At 75.4% G+C, this 17655-nt stretch carries 15 protein-coding genes; 6 read left to right on the forward strand and 9 right to left on the reverse strand.

The genetic code is table 11. The annotated features are described in order from the left end of the window. Positions 1 to 132 precede the first annotated feature (132 nt). The 5 genes from O2W14_RS14855 to thpR all read left to right on the forward strand — a co-directional run bounded on the left by O2W14_RS14855 (position 133) and on the right by thpR (position 4694). A complete protein-coding gene (locus O2W14_RS14855) occupies positions 133 to 1551 on the forward strand; it encodes an NCS2 family permease (protein WP_269176878.1) in 1419 nt (472 codons plus the stop codon). A 107-nt stretch (positions 1552 to 1658) separates the two neighbouring features. Beyond that, the gene (locus O2W14_RS14860; RefSeq protein ID WP_269176879.1) at positions 1659 to 2093 is read left to right on the forward strand and encodes a MarR family winged helix-turn-helix transcriptional regulator; all 435 of its coding nucleotides are present in this window, start codon (positions 1659 to 1661) and stop codon (positions 2091 to 2093) included. Continuing rightward, positions 2090 to 3496, forward strand: coding sequence for an MFS transporter (locus O2W14_RS14865; protein ID WP_269176880.1), 1407 nt, complete (start codon positions 2090 to 2092; stop codon positions 3494 to 3496). The genes O2W14_RS14860 and O2W14_RS14865 overlap by 4 nt, the downstream gene beginning before the upstream one ends. A 44-nt stretch (positions 3497 to 3540) precedes the next feature. Next, positions 3541 to 4086: a hypothetical protein gene (locus O2W14_RS14870; RefSeq protein ID WP_269176881.1), complete on the forward strand. Its 546-nt coding sequence runs from the start codon at positions 3541 to 3543 to the stop codon at positions 4084 to 4086. After that, the gene (gene thpR, locus O2W14_RS14875; RefSeq protein WP_269176984.1) at positions 4083 to 4694 is read left to right on the forward strand and encodes an RNA 2',3'-cyclic phosphodiesterase; all 612 of its coding nucleotides are present in this window, start codon (positions 4083 to 4085) and stop codon (positions 4692 to 4694) included. Before O2W14_RS14870 ends, thpR begins: the two co-directional genes overlap by 4 nt. Here thpR and O2W14_RS14880 read toward each other — a convergent pair. From O2W14_RS14880 to O2W14_RS14905, 6 genes are all read right to left on the reverse strand, one after another. Continuing rightward, positions 4691 to 7396: an FtsX-like permease family protein gene (locus O2W14_RS14880; RefSeq protein ID WP_269176882.1), complete on the reverse strand. Its 2706-nt coding sequence runs from the start codon at positions 7394 to 7396 to the stop codon at positions 4691 to 4693. The two genes, thpR and O2W14_RS14880, sit on opposite strands and share 4 nt — an antisense overlap. Beyond that, positions 7393 to 8064, reverse strand: a complete 672-nt coding sequence (locus O2W14_RS14885; protein WP_269176883.1) for an ABC transporter ATP-binding protein — start codon at positions 8062 to 8064, stop codon at positions 7393 to 7395. The genes O2W14_RS14880 and O2W14_RS14885 overlap by 4 nt, the downstream gene beginning before the upstream one ends. Continuing rightward, a complete protein-coding gene (locus O2W14_RS14890) occupies positions 8061 to 8801 on the reverse strand; it encodes an ABC transporter ATP-binding protein (protein WP_269176884.1) in 741 nt (246 codons plus the stop codon). The genes O2W14_RS14885 and O2W14_RS14890 overlap by 4 nt, the downstream gene beginning before the upstream one ends. A 53-nt stretch (positions 8802 to 8854) precedes the next feature. Further along, the gene (locus tag O2W14_RS14895; protein ID WP_269176885.1) at positions 8855 to 10144 is read right to left on the reverse strand and encodes a diguanylate cyclase domain-containing protein; all 1290 of its coding nucleotides are present in this window, start codon (positions 10142 to 10144) and stop codon (positions 8855 to 8857) included. Between the two features lie 124 nt (positions 10145 to 10268). Continuing rightward, positions 10269 to 11300, reverse strand: a complete 1032-nt coding sequence (locus O2W14_RS14900) for a hypothetical protein (protein ID WP_269176886.1) — start codon at positions 11298 to 11300, stop codon at positions 10269 to 10271. A gap of 18 nt (positions 11301 to 11318) precedes the next feature. After that, positions 11319 to 12272, reverse strand: coding sequence for an NAD(P)/FAD-dependent oxidoreductase (locus tag O2W14_RS14905; protein WP_269176887.1), 954 nt, complete (start codon positions 12270 to 12272; stop codon positions 11319 to 11321). Positions 12273 to 12356: 84 nt separating this feature from the next. Between O2W14_RS14905 and O2W14_RS14910 the strand changes: the two genes are divergently transcribed. Then, entirely contained in the window at positions 12357 to 13166 is an 810-nt protein-coding gene (locus tag O2W14_RS14910; RefSeq protein ID WP_269176888.1) for a TrmH family RNA methyltransferase, read from the forward strand. Between the two features lie 83 nt (positions 13167 to 13249). Here the strand turns inward: O2W14_RS14910 and O2W14_RS14915 are convergent, their stop codons facing one another. The 3 genes from O2W14_RS14915 to O2W14_RS14925 all read right to left on the reverse strand — a co-directional run bounded on the left by O2W14_RS14915 (position 13250) and on the right by O2W14_RS14925 (position 17638). Then, positions 13250 to 13723 (reverse strand): general stress protein, encoded by a 474-nt coding sequence (locus O2W14_RS14915; protein WP_269176889.1) that lies wholly within the window; start codon positions 13721 to 13723, stop codon positions 13250 to 13252. A 253-nt stretch (positions 13724 to 13976) separates the two neighbouring features. Beyond that, entirely contained in the window at positions 13977 to 15848 is a 1872-nt protein-coding gene (locus O2W14_RS14920; protein ID WP_269176890.1) for an ABC transporter ATP-binding protein, read from the reverse strand. Beyond that, positions 15845 to 17638 (reverse strand): ABC transporter ATP-binding protein, encoded by a 1794-nt coding sequence (locus O2W14_RS14925; RefSeq protein WP_269176891.1) that lies wholly within the window; start codon positions 17636 to 17638, stop codon positions 15845 to 15847. Before O2W14_RS14925 ends, O2W14_RS14920 begins: the two co-directional genes overlap by 4 nt. Between the last annotated feature and the right edge of the window lie 17 nt (positions 17639 to 17655).

Here is a 17655-nt window from a genome sequence, read left to right on the forward strand (position 1 = left end):
CGTACCAAGGGGTCCCCGATGCCCAGCAGGTCCCGTCCCGTCCGCGTGCCCGCACGCACCGGCAGCACCGCGGTGGGCGCCCCCGCGGGCCCGGACGCACCCGCGGGGGCCCGGCGCAGCGCAGGCCCCGTCATGCGACCCAAGAACGGCCTGGACCGGTACTTCCAGATCACCGCCCGCCGCTCGACGGTGGGGCGCGAGGTCCGCGGTGGGCTGACGACCTTCTTCACGATGGCCTACATCGTGGTGCTCAACCCGATCATCCTGTCCGGCGCGGACATCAACGGGAACACCCTCGGGTTCACCTCCGTCGCGGCCGTGACCGCGCTGGTCGCCGGCGTGCTCACCCTCGCCATGGGCGTCGTCGGCCGCTACCCGCTCGCGCTGGCCACCGGCCTGGGCATCAACGCGATCGTCGCGGTCTACGCCGCCACCCAGCTGACCTGGCCGGAGGTCATGGGCCTGATCGTGCTGGAGGGCCTGCTGATCGCCGTGCTGGTGCTCACCGGCTTCCGGCGGGCCGTCTTCGAGGCCATCCCGGCCCAGCTCAAGATCGCCATCGCGGTCGGCATCGGGTTCTTCCTCACCATCATCGGGCTGGCCGACGCCGGCATCATCCGCCCCGGCAACCCGCTGATCAGCTTCGGCGTCAACGGTGCGCTGGCCGGCTGGCCGATGCTCACCTTCGTCGTCGGCCTGCTGCTGACCAGCGTGCTCGTGGTGCGCAAGGTCCGCGGGGCGCTGCTGATCGGCATCGTCGCCACCACCGTGTTCGCGATCGTCGTCGAGGCGATCGCGGACATCGGCCCGCGCACCGGTGCCGACGGCGCCGTCGCGAACACGCACGGCTGGGCGCTGCAGGTGCCGAGCTGGCCGGGGCAGGTCCTCGACCTCCCGGACCTGTCCCTGATCGGGCAGTTCTCCCTGTTCGGCGGCTTCGACCGGATCGGGCTGCTCGCCGCCGTCCTCATCGTCTTCTCGATCATGATCGCCGACTTCTTCGACACCGTCGGCACGGTCACCGCCGTCGGTGCCGAGGGCGACCTGCTCGACGAGAACCGCAACCTGCCCCGCTCCCAGCCGGTGCTGCTGGTCGACTCGCTGGCCGCCGCGGCCGGTGGCGCAGCCAGCGTCTCGTCCAACACGACCTACATCGAGAGCGCGGCCGGCGTCGGCGACGGCGCCCGCACCGGGCTGGCCAGCGTGGTGACCGGCCTGCTCTTCCTGGTCGCCACCTTCTTCACCCCGCTGGTGCAGGTCGTCCCGTCCGAGGCCGCCGCCCCGGTGCTGGTGATCGTCGGCGCCATGATGATCAGCCAGATCCGGGACCTCGAGTGGGGCGACATGTCCCTGGTCATCCCGGCGTTCCTGACCATCGCGCTGATGCCCTTCACCTACTCGATCACCAACGGCATCGGCGCCGGGGTGGTCAGCTACGTGCTGCTGCGGGTCGCCACCGGCCGCGGCCGCGACGTGCACCCGCTGATGTGGCTGGTGGCCGGGGTCTTCGTCGTCTACTTCGCGCTCGACCCGATCCAGCAGCTGCTCTAGGAGGACCCCCTTCCCCCCACCCCTCGCACGCTCGGTGCGGGCCCCTGAAGGGGGGCCAGGGGCGATCGATCGTTAGGCAGGCTTCGGACTCCTACTAAGGTGGCGACGTGACACGGACGACGCTGGACACCGCGGCGCTCGCCCACGACCTGCGGCTGGCCGTCATGCGCCTGTCCCGCCGGCTGCGCAACCAGCGGGTCGACACCACGGTCACGCTCACCCACCTGGCCGCGCTGTCGACGCTCAAGCGCCACGGGCCGATGAGCCCGGGGGAGCTGGCCGCGCACGAGCGGGTGCAGCCGCCGTCGATGACCCGGGTCGTCGTCGCCCTGGAGTCCCAGGGCCTGGTCACCCGGACGCCGCACCCCACCGACGGGCGGCAGGTCGTCATCGGCCTGACCCCGGCCGCGGAGGAGCTGCTCACCGAGGAGGTCCGCGCCCGGGAGGCGTGGCTGTCCGGCCAGCTGCAGCAGCTGACCGCCGAGCAGCGCGAGGTGCTGCGCCAGGCCGCGGTGATCATGGACGAGCTCGCCAGTGGGTGACCTCGACGGCTGCTGACCCCGCACCCCGCACCGGCTCGTTCCGGGCGCTGCGTGCCCACAACTTCCGGCTGTACGTCTCGGCCAACCTGGTCAGCCAGACCGGCACCTGGATGCAGCGCATCGGCCAGGACTGGCTCGTGCTGCAGCTGTCCGGGGACAGCGGCGTCGCGCTGGGCATCACCACCGCCCTGCAGTTCGGGCCGAGCCTGTTCTTCAGCTTCTACGGCGGCGTGCTGGCCGACCGGTACGACAAGCGGCGGGTGCTGATGGTCACCCAGGCCGTCATGGGCGTGCTCGCCCTCGGCCTCGGGCTGCTGGTGGCCACCGACTCCGTCGCCCTGTGGCACGTCTACCTGCTGGCGCTGCTGGTCGGGGTGGTCTCCTCCCTCGACGTCCCGGTGCGGCAGTCGTTCGTCTCCGAGATGGTCGGACCCGACCTGCTGGCCAACGCGGTCAGCCTCAACTCGACCGTCTTCAACGCCGCCCGGCTCGTGGGCCCGGCGGTGGCCGGCGGGCTGATCGCGGTGTCCGGCGGCAGCACCGCGCCGGCGTTCCTGGTCAACGCCGCCAGCTTCGCCACCACGATCGCCGCGCTGCTGCTGATGCGCGCCGACGAGCTCGACCCGAGCCCACCGGCCCCGCGCTCGCGGGGGCAGCTGCGGCAGACGCTGGCCTACACCCGCCAGCACCCCGACCTCATGCTGGCGATGGGCCTGGCCTTCACGCTGGGGACGTTCGGGTTCAACTCCCAGATCACCATCGCGCTGATGGCCCGCGAGGTGTTCGGGCTCGGTGCCGGGGCGTTCGGCCTGCTGTCGACCGCCTACGCCGTCGGCTCGCTGTCCGGTGCGCTGCTGTCCACCCGGCGCAGCACCCGCCCGCTGCAGCGGTTCCTGATCGTCTCCGCCGTCGCCTTCGGGGTGCTGCTGGTGGTGAGCGGGCTGATGGGCAACTACTACGCCTTCGCGGCCCTGCTCATCCCCACCGGTGCTGCTGCGCTGGTGTTCAGCGTGGCGTGCAACAGCTTCGTGCAGCTGGGTGTCGAGCCGCAGTGGCGCGGGCGGGTGCTGGCGCTGTACTTCATGGCGTTCCTGGGCGGGACCCCGGTGGGCGCGCCGCTGATCGGCTGGATCTCCGAGCGACTGGGTGCACCGTGGGGCCTGATCACCGGTGGGCTGGTGTGCGTGGTCGTCGCCGTGGCCGCCGGCGCGGTGCTGGCCCGCGGTCGCCGGGTGCGGCTGGAGATGCACGTCCTGCCGCCGCGGCTGCAGCTGCACGTGGCCGCGACCGCCCCGCCGCAGCAGGTCGCCGTGCTGGCCGAGGAGGCCGACGGTGGCGTGCCCGCGGAGGCGGTCACCGGCGACCAGGTGGCACCGGATCCAGCTCGTCCACAGTCGCACTGAGCGTCGGCGTTGTGACTCGACGCTGACGGCGATACCGTCGCTGGGTGCCCCCACCAGGGTCGGTCTCCGAACAAGCCGGGGCGTCGCTGCTGCCCCTCGGCGGCGCCGCCGCGCTCTTCGTCGTGGCCGCGATCCTCCTCGCCCTGGTGATCCGGCTGCTGATCCGGATGATCCGGTCCTCCTCCGCCGTCGCGGAGGAGCCACCTCCGCCCCCGCCGCGCCCCGCCCCGTCACCGCCCCGGGTCGCCGGGCCGGCGACCCCGCGGCCGGCCGCCGCAGGCCACCACCCGGCCGGCCGCCGCAGCCCCGGCACGGGCGCCCAGCGCGCCGTCACCGGCCCGCGCCGCCCGCTGCAGGTGGTCGCCGCCGACCTGCGCCGGCTCACCGGCGAGCTGTCGATGGTGCCCGGCGGGCTCTCCGCCGAACGCCGCCGCGACCTGCTGGCCGCCTACGACGACGTGCTGATGGAGGCCGCCGACCTGCTCCAGGTGCCGCACCGGCTGCGCACCGAGCCGCCGGCGACCCGGGAGCTGGAGCGGCTCCGGCTGCTCAGCCAGCTCGAGGCCGCAGGCCTGGTGGTGTCCGGCTGACCGAGCCGGCTCCCGGCTCGGCCGGCCGGCTCTTCCTCGCCGTCGACCCGCCCCCGGCCGCGGTCGCCGACCTCGACCGCGCACTCGACCCGCTGCGGGCGGCACCCGGTGCCCCGCACTGGACCCCGCCCGGCCGCTGGCACCTCACCCTCGTCTTCCTCGGCGAGGTCCCCGCCCCGCTGCTCGCCCCACTGACCGCCGCGGTGGGACCCGCGGTCGCGGGGGCGCCGGCGCTGTCGCTGCAGCTGGCCGAGGCCGGCCGGTTCGGCTCGCGGCGCCGTCCGGCGGTCTGCTGGGCGGGGCTGGCCGGGGACGTCGTCCCGCTGACCGCGCTGGCCGGGCGGCTGGCCGACGCGGCCCGCGGCGTCGGGCTGCCCGTGGAGGACCGGCCGTTCCGGGCGCACCTGACCGTGGGCCGCTGGCGCGCCGGGCAGGACGCCGACGCCGACCTGCCCGAGCGCCTGGCCGGGTACCGCGGCCCGGTGTGGACCGCGCCCGAGGTCGTGCTGTGGCGCAGCCACCTGGGCCCCACCCCCCGCTACGAGCGGGTCACCTCCTGGCCCCTCGGTCCTGACCTGCCCCCCGGCCCCGCAGCAGGGTCCTCCTAGGCGTCCTCGCGCAGCACCGACGCCGGGTCGGCCCGGTCGGCGGCCCGCTGGGCGTAGAGCGCGGCCAGCCCGGCCACGACCAGGACGACGACCACGCTGCCGGCCAGCGCCGACCACGGGACGTCGAGCAGCGGGGTGGGCGGCCGGAGCAGGTCGACGTCCAGCCGCCGGTACACCAGCGCGACGGCCCCGGCAGCCAGCACGCCGCCCAGCACCGAGCCGACGACGGCCACCCCGGCCAGCTCGACCCCCAGCGAGCGCAGGTGCGCGCCCCGGGTCAGGCCGAGCCGGCGGGCCATCACGTAGCCCGACACCCGGGTGCGCGAGCGGGCCTCCAGGTACAGCAGCAGGCCGCCGACGGCGATCACCCCGACGAAGACGGCGAGCGCGGAGAGGTAGCCGAAGGTCCAGGTGATGCCGAGGAAGTTGGCCCGCTCCTGGACGCCGGCCGGGTCGAGCGTGCGGATGTTCATCGCGCCGGACCGGGCGAGGGCGTCCACCGCGCCCGACAGGTCCTCGCGCACCCAGAGCTCGGCGGAGCGCGCGGCGCCGGCGGACCGTTCGATCTGCGGGAGCCGGTCCGCCGCCACGAGCACGACCGGGTCGGCGGTGCGCCGTCCGGGCAGCACCCGCGCCTCCGCGACCACCTGCGCCGGCACCTCGGCGCTGCCCAGCCGCAGGCCGGGGTCGCCGGGGGAGAGCCCTGCAGCCACCACCGGCAGCCGGCCGTCGACCTCGGGCCCCTGGAGGGCGGCCATCAGCTCGGGCAGCGAGGCGTCGGCGAAGGAGTCGTCCCAGAACGCGGTGCCGGCGAAGTCGGTGGGGTCGACGGCGAGCACCTGGACGTCGGGGCGGCCGCGGGCGGTGCTGTCCGCTGCAGCGCCCTCGGCGGCGCTGCCGTCGTAGCGGAGGAGGTAGGTGCCGGCGGCCACGACCTCCGGCGTCGGCTCGATCCGGGTGACCGTCGTGGCGGCCGCCGCCGCACCGATCTGCACGCCGACCTTCGCGTCCAGCGTCGTCTGGGAGCTGGCGGTCAGCGTCGCGGTGTACCCGAGGACGGCGACCGGCAGGGTGACCGCGACCAGCAGCGTGCCGGTGGCCAGCCGGGCCGCGGTGAGCCGGTTGACCGCGAGGAACACCGCCGGTGACCGGCGGCCGGCCCAGCGGCGCAGCCGGGGGAGCAGCGCGGTGACCCCGCGGCCGAGCAGCACCGCGGTACCGGCGATCGCCAGCAGCGGGAAGGCGACCAGCAACCCGTTGACCTGCGCGACGTAGCCGACGCTGACGATCGCCTCGCGGCTCTGCAGCAGCACCCAGCAGACCGCGGCTGCGGCGAGGAGCAGCAGTTCCCACGGCACCCGGGACGGCCAGCGGGCGGCGGCCCCCAGTGGCCGTTCCGCGGTGCTGCGCGCCCGCAGCCCGGCGACGACCGAGGCCGCGCCGAGACCGACCACGAACGCGGCCACTCCGGCCCAGGCCGCGGCGGTGGTGGCCGCGGGGTCGAGGTCGTCGGCCGGGCCCAGCCCGGCGATCAGCAACCGGGAGGCCGTCCAGCCCAGCGCGGCGCCGGCCAGCGCGGGCAGGGCCAGCTCCAGGGCGGCCTTGCCGGCCAGCGGCACCGGGCCCACCCCGCGGGCGGCCAGCAGCCGTACCTCGGTGGCCCGGCGGTCGGCCCAGAAGCTGCCGGCGGCGGCGACCAGGACGAGGGCCAGCAGCGCGCCGGCGACGGCGACCGGGACCACCGGCCCGCGGAGTCCGGACTGGATGAGCTCGGCCCGGTCGATGACGGCGGCCAGCCGGTCGTTGGGCACGGCCACGGCCGGGGAGGCGCCGTCGTACTCCGGCGGCAGCCCCGAGTCGTCGACGATCCGCTGCTGGGTGTCGAGCAGGCGGCGGGCACCGCTGACCGACAGGGTCGAGGCGTCGACCGGGACCTGCTGCAGCCGGACGGCGCCGCCGGCCGCGGCCGTGGCGAGCCGGTAGAAGGTCGGCTCGTCCGTGGTGAGCAGCATGGCCGGCGGGGCGCGGTCGGCCGATGCCTCGTTGGCGAACAGCAACCGGTAGTCGCACCAGTACCGGTCGTCGGCGTTGGCCACGGCGAGGTCGCGGTAGACCCCGACCACCGGCGCCTGCTGGTCGCCGAAGGACAGCACGTCGCCCACGGACAGGCCGTCCTGCTCGGCGACGGTCTCCGGCACCCAGACCCCGGCCCCGTCCCCGCGGTCGACCACCTGGACGTGGTCCAGGGCCGCCGGGCGCTGGAAGAGGGTGGACGGCTGGGACAGCGCCTCGCCGTCGGGGCCCAGGACCCCGATGCCGGCCGAGGAGGCGTCCGAGGACCCGATGGCGGCGGTGGCCAGCACCGGTTCGGCGTCCAGCCCGGCGTCCGCCCACGCCTGCAGGAGCCGGGCGTCGACCTCCGGCCGGGTGCTGCCGTCACCGCCGTCCACGGGTCGGCCCTGCTCGTCGACGAGCAGGCTGTCCACCCCGGTCTGCGGGCGGCCCACCTCCTCGCAGCGCTGGGACAGCTGCTGCTGCAGCGCACCGGACCGTGCCGAGGACAGGAAGAGCGGGGCCGAGGCGACCGCGCAGGCCAGGATCGCCGAGGTCACCAGCACCGCGATCACCGCGGCGGGCTGGCGCAGTCCGAGCAGCGGCGCCCGGGTCCACGGCGCCAGCCGCCACAGCGGGGGCCGGCTCACGCCGGGGGCCCGTCGGTGAGCGTGCCGTCGCGCATCGACAGCACCCGGTCGGCGCGGGCCCAGGCCAGCTCGTCGTGGGTGGCGATCAGCACGGCCGCGCCCGCGCGGGCGGCGCCGGCGACGGCGTCGAGCAGCCGGTCGGCGTTGCCGCGGTCCTGGTGGGCGGTGGGCTCGTCGGCCAGCAGCACCGCCGGGCGCAGCAGCAGGGCGCGCGCCACGGCGACCCGTTGCTGCTCGCCCAGCGAGGCCTGGTGCGGGTACCGGTCGGCCAGGTGGTCGACGCGGAAGTCGGTCAGCAGCGAGGTGGCCCGGGCCTGCTCGGCGGCGGCCGTGCCGCGCAGCCGGGCCGGCAGCAGCACGTTGTCGGCGAGGCTGAGGTCGGCGACCAGGCCGAGCGCCTGCGGCACGAGCGCCAGTTCCGGCCAGCCCAGCGAGACCGGGGGCCGGCCGGCCAGCGGGCCCAGGTAGGCCAGCCGGCCCTCGTCGGCGGTCTCCCAGCCGCACAGCAGCGCCAGCAGGGTGCTCTTGCCCGAGCCCGAGGGGCCCACGAGCGCCACCAGCTCCCCGGCGTCCACGCGCAGGTCGACCCCGGCGAGCGCGGTGACCATCTCCGCGCCGCGGGAGAACCGCTTCACCAGCCCGGTCCCGGTGAACCCGCCGGCGCTCACGCGTCCACCAGCCGGCCGTGGTCGAGCCGGACGAAGCCGTCGGCGATGGCCATCACCCGCGGGTCGTGGGAGGAGAGGACGAAGGCGACCCCGGCCGCGGCGAGGTCCTCCATCGCGGTCAGCACCCGCTCGGCGGCCGCGGTGTCCAGCTCGGCGGTCGGCTCGTCGGCCACGACCAGGGCGGGGTCACCGACCACGCCGCAGGCCACCGCGAGGCGCTGCTGCTCACCACCGGACAGCTGCGCCGGGTGGTGGTCGGCGCGGCCGGCCAGCCCGAGCCGGTCCAGCAGAGCCACCGCGTCGGCCTCGGTGACCGGGGCACCGCGCAGCGACGCGGCCAGCCGGACCTGGGCGACGGCGTCGAGGTAGGGCAGGAGGTTCTCGCCCGGCCGCTGGAAGAGGTAGGCGACCTGCCGCTGGCGCAGCCGGCGGCGGCCCCGGGCGCCGAGCCGGTCGACCCGCTGGCCGGCGACGTGCACCTCGCCGGTGTCGGGGGAGTCGATGCAGGCCAGCAGCCGCAGCAGCGAGGACTTGCCCGACCCCGACGGCCCGACCACCACCGTGACCCGCGCCCGCGGGATCGACAGCGTGACGTCGTCCAGTGCGGTCACCGACTCGGTCGCCGTCCGGTAGGTCTTGCCCACCCCGCGACAGGTGGCGGCCGCGGCGGGTGCCTCGGTGAAGACGGGGGCGTCCAGCGGGTCGGCGGCGAAGCGGAAGCCCTCGGCGTCGGTCATCGAGGCGAGAGCCTAGGTGCTGGGCGCAACCAGCAGCGGGAGGTGCGGCCCGGTCAGCCCTGCTGCAGGTGCCCCAGCCGGCGCAACCGGCCGCGGTCGTGGCCGTCGGTCCGCGGGTCGTAGAGCTCCACGCCGCTCTTCCGTTCCTTGGCGGTGTACATCGCGACGTCGGCCTGGCGCAGCAGCCCGCCGATCTCCCCGGGCCCGGACCCGACGGCCACCCCGATGCTGACGTCGACGTCCAGGACGAACCCGTCGACGGGGAAGGGGGCGGCCAGCGCGGTCCGCAACCGGGCCGCCGCCGCGGCCGCCTCCTCCGGCGTCACGTCCGGCAGCAGGACGGCGAACTCGTCCCCGCCCAGCCGGGCGACCAGGTCGACCTCGCGCAGCAGCGGGGTGAGCCGGGGGCCGATCTGGGCGAGCAGCCGGTCGCCGTAGCTGTGGCCCAGGGTGTCGTTGACCTCCTTGAACCGGTCCAGGTCCATCAGCAGCACCGCCAGCCGGACCGGGCCGGCCAGCAGCTCGGCGCCGCGGGCCAGCAGGGCGGCGCGGTTGGGCAGGCCGGTCAGGTCGTCGTGGGTGGCCTGGTGGGCCAGTCGGCGCTGCAGCTCCAGCCGCTCGGTGACGTCGCGGGCGGTGAGCAGCAGCGCTGCGATGTCCGGGTCGTCGCGCCGGTCGGAGGAGCTGACCTCCAGGTGCCGGTAGCCGCCGGCGGCGTGCCGGACCCGCACCAGGAACACCTGTGAGGGCTCGCCCTCGTTGGTGATCGGCGCCCCGGCGTCGGTGAACAGGTGGTCGTCCTCGGGGAAGAGCAGGTCGCTGGCGTGCCGGTCCTGCAGCTCCGCGCGGGTCCAGCCGAGCACCTCGGTGACGGAGTCGGAGACGAAGGCGACGCGGCCGTCGTCGGTGAGCAGCACCATCACGTCGTTCGTGGCGTGCACGACCGACCGGAAACGGCGCTCGCGCTCCAGCGCGGTCAGCAGGGCGTTGAAGGCGGTCGCCGCGGCGCCGAGGGAGTCGGTCGAGTGGACCGGGATCGCCAGGTCGGTCACCGGCGGCGCGGAGCCGGAGGCGAGCGCCACGGGGTCGGCGGCGACGGCTGCCACGTCCCCGAGCCGGTCGGCCAGGACGCGCAGCCGGGTGCCGATGACGTGCCGGGCCAGCAGCCAGTTGGCCGCACCCAGCACGAGGCCGGCGGCCAGGCACGCCCCCCGGAAGTCCGGGGTCTGGGCGTAGACGGCCGGCACGCCCAGCAGCTCGGCGAAGAAGGGGAAGACGGCGCCGACCGCGAGGCCCAGGACGGCCATCCCCACGGCCAGGCGTGGGAAGGCAGCACGGGGCACCGGTCCTGCGTGGTCCCGGTGGGTCGGCTGCATGCCCACCTCTTCGGCCGCTGCGATGACCAGCTGGACCCCCCAGGACCAGGGCACCCCGGACGAGGGATGCGCGGCGGTCACGGTAGCGGGATCAGGGGGCGCTGCGTCGGCGGAACGCGTCGAGTCCGGCGATGAGCAGCAACGGGACGACCGCCCACAGCCCCAGCACCCAGTACGCCCGGGCGACGCCGTCGTCGGCGAAGTAGGCGGCCCCGCGCAGCGCCCGCACCGCGACCCCCGGCGGCAGGACGCTCGACAGCGGCTCCAGCCAGGGCGGGAGGTAGGCGGCGGGGAGGTTGCCGGTGCTGCTGGCGTTGCCGAGGATCACCAGCCCCAGTGAGGTGACGAACGTGCCGGCTGAGCCGATCGTCCGCAGCACCAGCGCGGCCGGGGCCGCCACGGCGAGCGCGAGCAGCCCGACCAGCACCGCGACCGTGCCGAAGCCGGCGGGGACGGCGGCGAAGAGGACGGCGGCGGCCCAGGAGACCAGCAGCCCGGAGACCACCGCGAACAGCAGGATGCTCACGACCCGCCAGCGCAGCGGCAGCTTCGGGGCCGCCGAGTAGGTCTGGATGCCGAACAGGAAGCCGCCGAGCACCACCCCGAAGGCGGCGTAGAAGATGCCCAGCCCGCGGGAGTCGCCCGGCGCCAGGGGCATGAGGTCCTCGGGCTGGAGCGGCCCGCCGGCCGCCTGCGCGACCGGGGCGAAGGCCTGGGTGAGCGTCGTCGTGACGCCCTGCCCGTTGGCCCCGGCGGTCAGCAGCCGGGACGGCGTCCCGGGCAGGTAGACGCCGTAGAGGTCGTGCCGCAGCACCGCGGCGCGGGCGGCGGCCTCGTCGGCCACGCCCTGGACGGCGAAGTCCCCCGGTGCCGCCCGGTCCAGCGCCGCCCGCACCTGGTCGACCTGAGCGGGGTCAGCGACCACGCCGACCGGCAGGTCGTGCGGCTGGGCCGCGTGGAAGGCGCCGAGGAAGACCACGACGAAGGCCACCCCGATGACGGTGGCCACCAGGGCGGGGACGCCGATCGCACGGAGCACGGCCTTGGGCACCGAGCCCTGCGAGCGTTCGATCTCGGCGCCGGCCACGGCCGGGCCGGGAGGTGGGGCGAAGCCGCCCGGCACGCGCGTCCCGTCCCGGGGTCAGGCGGGGAGGGCGGCGGCCAGCGCGTGCCCCAGGGCGTCGCCGGAGCGCCAGGCGCTCTCGACCTTGGACGGCGCCGACCAGCCGTCACCGCACAGGCCCAGCCCGCCGGTGAGGTCGAAGGGCGCCTCGCGGGCGTGCGCGGGCTTGGCGAAGCTCCAGCGGTGCACGTGGCTCCACTCGGGCTCCTCGGAGATGCCGAGCGCGGCGCGCACCGCCGCCGCGACCGCCGGGGCCGCCGCGTCGGGGTCCTCGAGGTGGTCGGCGGCGAACGCGGCGGTGCTGTGGGCGACCAGGACCGCGGCACCGTCGCCGCGCCGGTCGCCGTCGTCGGCCAGCCAGTCCAGGACGGGGGAGTCGTGCACGAACGCCCCGTGCAGGTCGGCGGCCCAGCGCCGGGTCGGCCAGCCGAGGGCGACCGAGAGGGTGGGCTGCCAGTCGGCGTCCGGGACGTCGGCGTCCGGGGTCACCAGCCGGGTCGCCTGCGGGTCGGGCATGGCCAGGACGACGGCGTCGGTGGGCCGGCCGTCGACCGAGGGCCGGTCGCCGCCGGTGACCGCGTGCACGGTGCGCTCCAGCTCGACGTCCAGGCCGGTGGCGAGGTCCTCGACCAGGGTGCGCAGGCCCCCGGCCGTGCCGTAGCGCATCGGGCCGGTCTTGGTCTGCTCGACGCCGTCGGGCCCGGCGACGGCGAAGGTGTCGGTCCAGGGCCGGGCCAGGCCGCGGTCGACCCAGCCGGCGACGACCGGGGCGAAGGGGGAGTCCGCGCCGACGGTCAGGTAGGAGGCGCCCAGGTCGACGACCCGGCCGTGCAGCGTCCGGCCGCCCATCCGGCCACCGAGGCGCCGGCCGCGGTCGAGCACCTGCACCGCCCTGCCCTGCTCGGCCAGCGCGCGGGCGCAGGCGATCCCGGAGATGCCACCGCCGATGACCGTCGTGCCCAGGCTGCTCACGCCGTCGATCGTGCGGTGTGCGACGGGATAGCGCCCGTCGAACCTGCCGGGGACCGCCGGACGGCGACGGGGATGATCGTCGTCGTGTCCTCCGCGCCCGTGCTGATCACCGACCCGGCCGACGAGCGGATCGCCGACTTCCGCGACCTGGTCGCCGGTGACCGGAAGCCGGGCACCGAACGCGGCACCGGCCCGGTGATCGTGGAGGGCGTGCCGGCCGTGCAACGGCTCCTCGCCTCGCCCTACCCGGTGCGCAGCGTCTTCGGCATCCCCGGCCGGGTCGCCGACCTGCAGCTGCCCGACGGCATCCCGGCCTACGAGGCCGACCGGTGGGTGCTGTCGGAGGTGATCGGCTTCCGGCTGACCCGCGGTGTGCTGGCCTCGGCCGACCGGCTGCCCCCGGCCGACCTCGACGAGCTGCTCGCGGGGCCGGACCCCGCGGCGCCCCGGCGGCTGGCCGTGCTCGAGGGGCTCAACGACCACGAGAACATCGGGTCGATCGCCCGTTCGGCGGTGGCGCTGGGCATCGACGGCCTGCTGCTGGACCCGACCTGCGCCGACCCGCTGTACCGGCGGTGCGTGCGGGTGTCGATGGGCCACGTCCTGTCGCTGCCGATCGCGGTGCTCACCGACTGGCCGGGTGACCTGGCGAAGGTGCGCGCCGCCGGCTACGAGACGGTGGCGCTGACCCCGGCCGCCGACGCGGTCGACCTGACCGGGATCGACGCGCGGGCCCACCCACGGACGGCGGTGCTGCTGGGCGCCGAGGGCCCGGGGCTCACCCCGCAGGCGCAGGCCGCGGTGGACGTGCGGGCCCGGATCCCGATGCGGTCGGGCGTGGACTCCCTGGGGGTCGCCGCCGCAGCGGCGATCACCTTCGCCACCCTGCGCTGACCGCGCCACCCGCGGCCGGTCCTGGCGAGGCCGTGGTCCCGGCTGAGCGGGACGGCGCCGCGGCGGGCGCCGTCCCGGACGGTTCAGCCGCGGAGCGAGAGACGGGCGAGGTGCGCCCGCGCCTGCTCGGCGAACTGCGGGTTGCACATCACGTCGTAGCGGCTGGCGACCACCTTGCTGGTGCTGGTGAAGTCGCGCTTGCCCTGGGAGGCCGCGTACCCGACCGCGCCGAACACGGCACCGAAGACCAGGCCGATCAGCAGACCGGTGAGGATCGAGCCGAACCAGGCGCTGCCGTCCTCGGCGAAGATGCTGAGCAGCAGGCCGACGAAGAAGCCGAACCAGGCGCCGCTCGCGGCACCGGCGGCGAGCGCGCGGCCCCAGCTGAGCCGGCCGGTGACCCGCTCGACCATCCGCAGGTCGCTGCCGATGATCGTCACGTTCTCGACGGGGAACTTCTCGTCGGAGAGGTGGTCCACCGCCCGCTGGGCCTGGGTGTAGTCGTCGTAGGACCCGACCTGCACGCCGCCGAGGGGCATGGACACAGACGCTGACATGTCGATCTCCGTTCCGGGCCGGTCTGCTGGCGGCGGCCGGACGATCCGGCTGCCGCGCGGTCCACCAGGGACGACGGCCGACCCACTGCTACCCGAAACGATCATCTCGGACACCCTGTTCCGCGCCACCCCGACTCCCAGCGACTCCACAGCTGTGACCGTCAGCGGCTTGTCCATGTGGGCCCCTGGCCCTCCTGCAGGGGCCCGCCCTGAGCTGGCGAAGGGTGGGGGGCAGGAGGGTCCTTCAACTTCGTCAGACCAGGCTGTCGGCCCAGGCGCGGTGCAGGTCGGCGAACCGGCCGGTGCCGCCCACCAGCTCGGCGGGGGAGCCGTCCTCGACGATCCGCCCGGCCTCCATCACCAGCACCCGGTCGGCGAACTCCACGGTGGACAGCCGGTGGGCGATGATCAGCGCCGTCCGGTCGGCCAGCAGGGTGCGCAGCGCCTCCTGCACCAGTCGCTCGCTGGGCACGTCCAGGGAGCTGGTGGCCTCGTCGAGCACCAGCACCGCCGGGTCGGCGAGGAACGCGCGGGCGAAGCTGACCAGCTGCCGCTGCCCAGCCGACAGCCGGCCGCCGCGCTTGCGGACGTCGGTGTCGTAGCCCTCGGGGAGCGCGCGGATGAAGCCGTCGGCGCCGATCGCCCGGGCCGCCGCCTCGATCTCGGTGCGGTCGGCGTCGGGCCGGCCGAACCCGATGTTGTCCGCGATCGACCCGGAGAACAGGAAGCTCTCCTGGGTCACCATGACCACCGCGCGCCGCAGGTCGGCGTCGGCCAGGCGGGTGAGGGACACCCCGTCGAGCCGCACCACGCCGTCGCCGGGGTCGTAGAAGCGGGCCGCCAGCCGCGCCAGCGTCGACTTGCCGGCCCCGGTCGCCCCGACCAGCGCGACCGTCTGCCCGGCCGGGATGGTCAGGTCCAGGCCCGGCAGCACGGTCGCGGCGCCGTACCCGAACCGGACGCCGTCGAAGACGACCTCCCCGGCGATGGGCGCCGGCAGCGGGTGCGGGTCGGCCGGCTCGGGCACCGTGGAGCGCTCCTCGAGCACCCCGGACAGCTTCTCCAGCGCCGCGGTCGCCGACTGGTAGCTGTTGTAGAACATCGCGATGTCCTGCAGCGGGTCGAAGAACCGGCGCAGGTAGAGCAGGAACGCGGTGAGCACACCGACCTGGATGTCACCGTCCATCACCCGCACGGCGCCGTAGCCGAGCACCGCCACGGTGATGACGTTGCCGATCATCGTGACCGCCGGGACGAAGACCGCGATCAGCCAGAACGCCCGGTGGTTGGCCTGCCGGTTCTCCTCGTTGAGCCGGGCGTGCAGCTCGTCGTTGCGCGGCTCCCGGCGGAAGGCCTGGACCGCGCGGATGCCGCCGAAGGTCTCGGTGAACTGCACGATCAGCGCCGCGATCGTCTGCCGGGTGCGCCGGTAGGCGACCGTGGTCTGCCGCTGGAACCAGCGGCCCACCAGGTACAGCAGCGGGAAGCCCAGCAGCGCGACCAGCCCCAGCGGCAGGTCCAGGAACAGCAGCACCACCCCGATGGTGGTGATGCTGAACAGGGCGGTGAGCAGCCCGTCGAGGCCCTCGTCGAGCAGCTCGGCCAGCGCCTCGACGTCGCTGGTCAGCCGGCTGATCGTCTTGCCCGAGGTGTAGCGCTCGTGGAAGGACAGCGGCAGCTGCTGCACGTGGGTGAACACCCGCCGGCGCAGGGCCAGCAGGACCTCCTGCCCGACCCGGCCCGAGCCGGTGAGGAACAGGTAGCGGGAGCCGGTGTCGAGCAGTGCGGCGGCGACCAGCGCCACCGTCGTCCAGACCAGCGGCCCGGAGTCGCCGTCGAGCAGGGCCGGGACGGCGGAGTCGATCCCGACGCCGATGAGGAAAGGCCCGGCCAGCCAGGCGAGGTTCTGCACGACGACGACCGCCAGCAGCCACCACAGCGACCGCCGGTGCGGGCGCACCAGCTCCCCGAGCAGCCGCCGCGAGCGGCCGCGCAGGAAGGTGCTGGCCGAGGCGGTCAGCGCGTCGTCCTCCTCGGTGGACACGCCCCGCCAGTCGGCGTGCGCGTCCGCGGGGGCGCCGCCGGCGGAGGTGGTGGCCGCGGCACCGGAGCCGGGGCTGGTCACCGGGCACCTCCCTCGCCGGCGCCGGCGAGCTCGGCGGAGCTGGACAGCAGCTCGCGGTAGGCGGGCACCTCGGCGAGCAGGTCGCTGTGCCGGCCGACCGCGGTGATCCGCCCGTGCTGGAGCAGGGCGACCCGGTCGGCCAGCAGCACGGTGGAGGCCCGGTGCGCGACCACCAGGGCGGTCGTCTGGGCCAGCACCTCGCGCAGCGCGTGCTCGACGAGCGCCTCGGTGTGCACGTCCAGCGCCGACAGCGGGTCGTCGAGCACCAGCACCGAGGGCCGGCCCAGCACCGCGCGGGCCAGCGCCAGGCGCTGCCGCTGCCCCCCGGACAGCGACAGCCCCTGCTCGCCGATCCGGGTGTCCAGGCCCCAGGGGAGGTCGTGCACGAAGTCGGCCTGGGCGACCCGCAGCGCCTCCTCGACGTCGGCCTCGCTGGCCCCCGGACGTCCCAGGGTGACGTTCTCCCGGACGCTCATCGAGAACAGCGTCGCCTCCTCGAAGGCGGTGGCGACGACGCTGCGCACCTGGGACAGCGGCAGGTCGCGCACGTCGTGGCCGTCGAGGGTGACCCGGCCGCGGGTCACGTCCAGCAGCCGGGGGACCAGGGCGGTGAGCGTGGTCTTGCCCGACCCGGTGGCGCCGACCAGGGCGACCGTCTCGCCGGGGGCGACGTCGAGGTCGATGCCGGCCAGCACCGGGTCACCGGCGCCGGGGAAGCGGAAGCCGACGTCCTCGAAGCGCAGCCGGGCCGGCCGGGCGACCTCGGCCGGCTGCACGCCGGGGGCGTCGGTGACGGTCAGCGGAGCGTCGAGCAGCTCGCCGACCCGGTCGCAGGCGCTGGCGGTCTCCTGGGCCTGGGCCAGCAGGAAGCCCAGCGACAGGATCGGCCAGAGCAGCACGGTGAACAGCGCGACGAAGCCGACCAGCCCGCCGACGGTGAGCGCGCCGGTGTTGACCGCGAGGGCGCCGCCGACCAGGACGATCGCCAGGGTGATCTGCGGGTGGAACTCGAACATGCACCAGATCACCGCGAGCGTGCGGACCTTGGTCAACTGCAGCTCGCGCAGCCGCAGCGCCTTGCGGTCGTAGCGGCCGAACACCAGCCCGCTGCGGCCCAGCGACCGGACCACCCGGATGCCCTGCACCGCCTCCTCGACGTCGGTGGCCAGCTCGCCCTGCTCGTCCTGCACGGCGCGGGACTGGGCGTTGTACCGCTTCTCGAAGCCCAGCCCGAAGGCGATCAGCGGCACGCTGGTGACCAGCACGGCCACCCCCAGCGGCCAGTAGGTGACCACCAGCAGGGCGCCGACCACCACGCAGGTGACCAGGTTGACCACGAGGAAGACGGCGCCGAAGCCGACGAACCGGCGGATGGTGGACACGTCGGAGGTGGCCCGGGACAGCAGCTGCCCCGACGACCAGCCCTCGTGGAAGCCCACCGGCAGCCGCTGCAGCCGCTGGTAGAGGGTGTCGCGCAGGTCGCGCTCGATGGCCAGGCTGCTGTTGCCCATGGCCCAGCGCCGCAGGAACATCAGCGCCGCCTCGGCCGTGCCGAAGAGCAGGGCCAGACCCAGCAGCGGCACCAGGGCGCCCCGGTCACCGTCGGCGATCGGGCCGTCGACGATGCGCCGGGTGAGCAGCGGGACGGCCAGCTGGGCGAGCGTGGCCAGCAGCGCCCCGGTGAAGGTGAGGGCGATCAGGCCGCGGTACGGCCGGGCGAAGGGCAGCAGTCGCCGCAGGGCCGAGAGCCGCCCCTGCTCGTCGGCGGGGTTCTCGGCAGGCTGGGTCATGGCGAGCAGAGGCTATG

The sequence above is a fragment of the Modestobacter sp. VKM Ac-2986 genome (genome assembly GCF_026967795.1).
Classification (GTDB): Bacteria; Actinomycetota; Actinomycetes; order Mycobacteriales; family Geodermatophilaceae; genus Modestobacter.

What these genes read in the sequence shown, in the direction of transcription:
- O2W14_RS14915 (WP_269176889.1), bottom strand. Translation starts at nt 13,723, where the DNA reads ATGTCAGCGTCTGTGTCCATGCCCCTCGGCGGCGTGCAGGTCGGGTCC.
- O2W14_RS14890 (WP_269176884.1), bottom strand. Translation starts at nt 8,801, where the DNA reads ATGACCGACGCCGAGGGCTTCCGCTTCGCCGCCGACCCGCTGGACGCC.
- O2W14_RS14925 (WP_269176891.1), bottom strand. Translation starts at nt 17,638, where the DNA reads ATGACCCAGCCTGCCGAGAACCCCGCCGACGAGCAGGGGCGGCTCTCG.
- O2W14_RS14855 (WP_269176878.1), top strand. Translation starts at nt 133, where the DNA reads ATGCGACCCAAGAACGGCCTGGACCGGTACTTCCAGATCACCGCCCGC.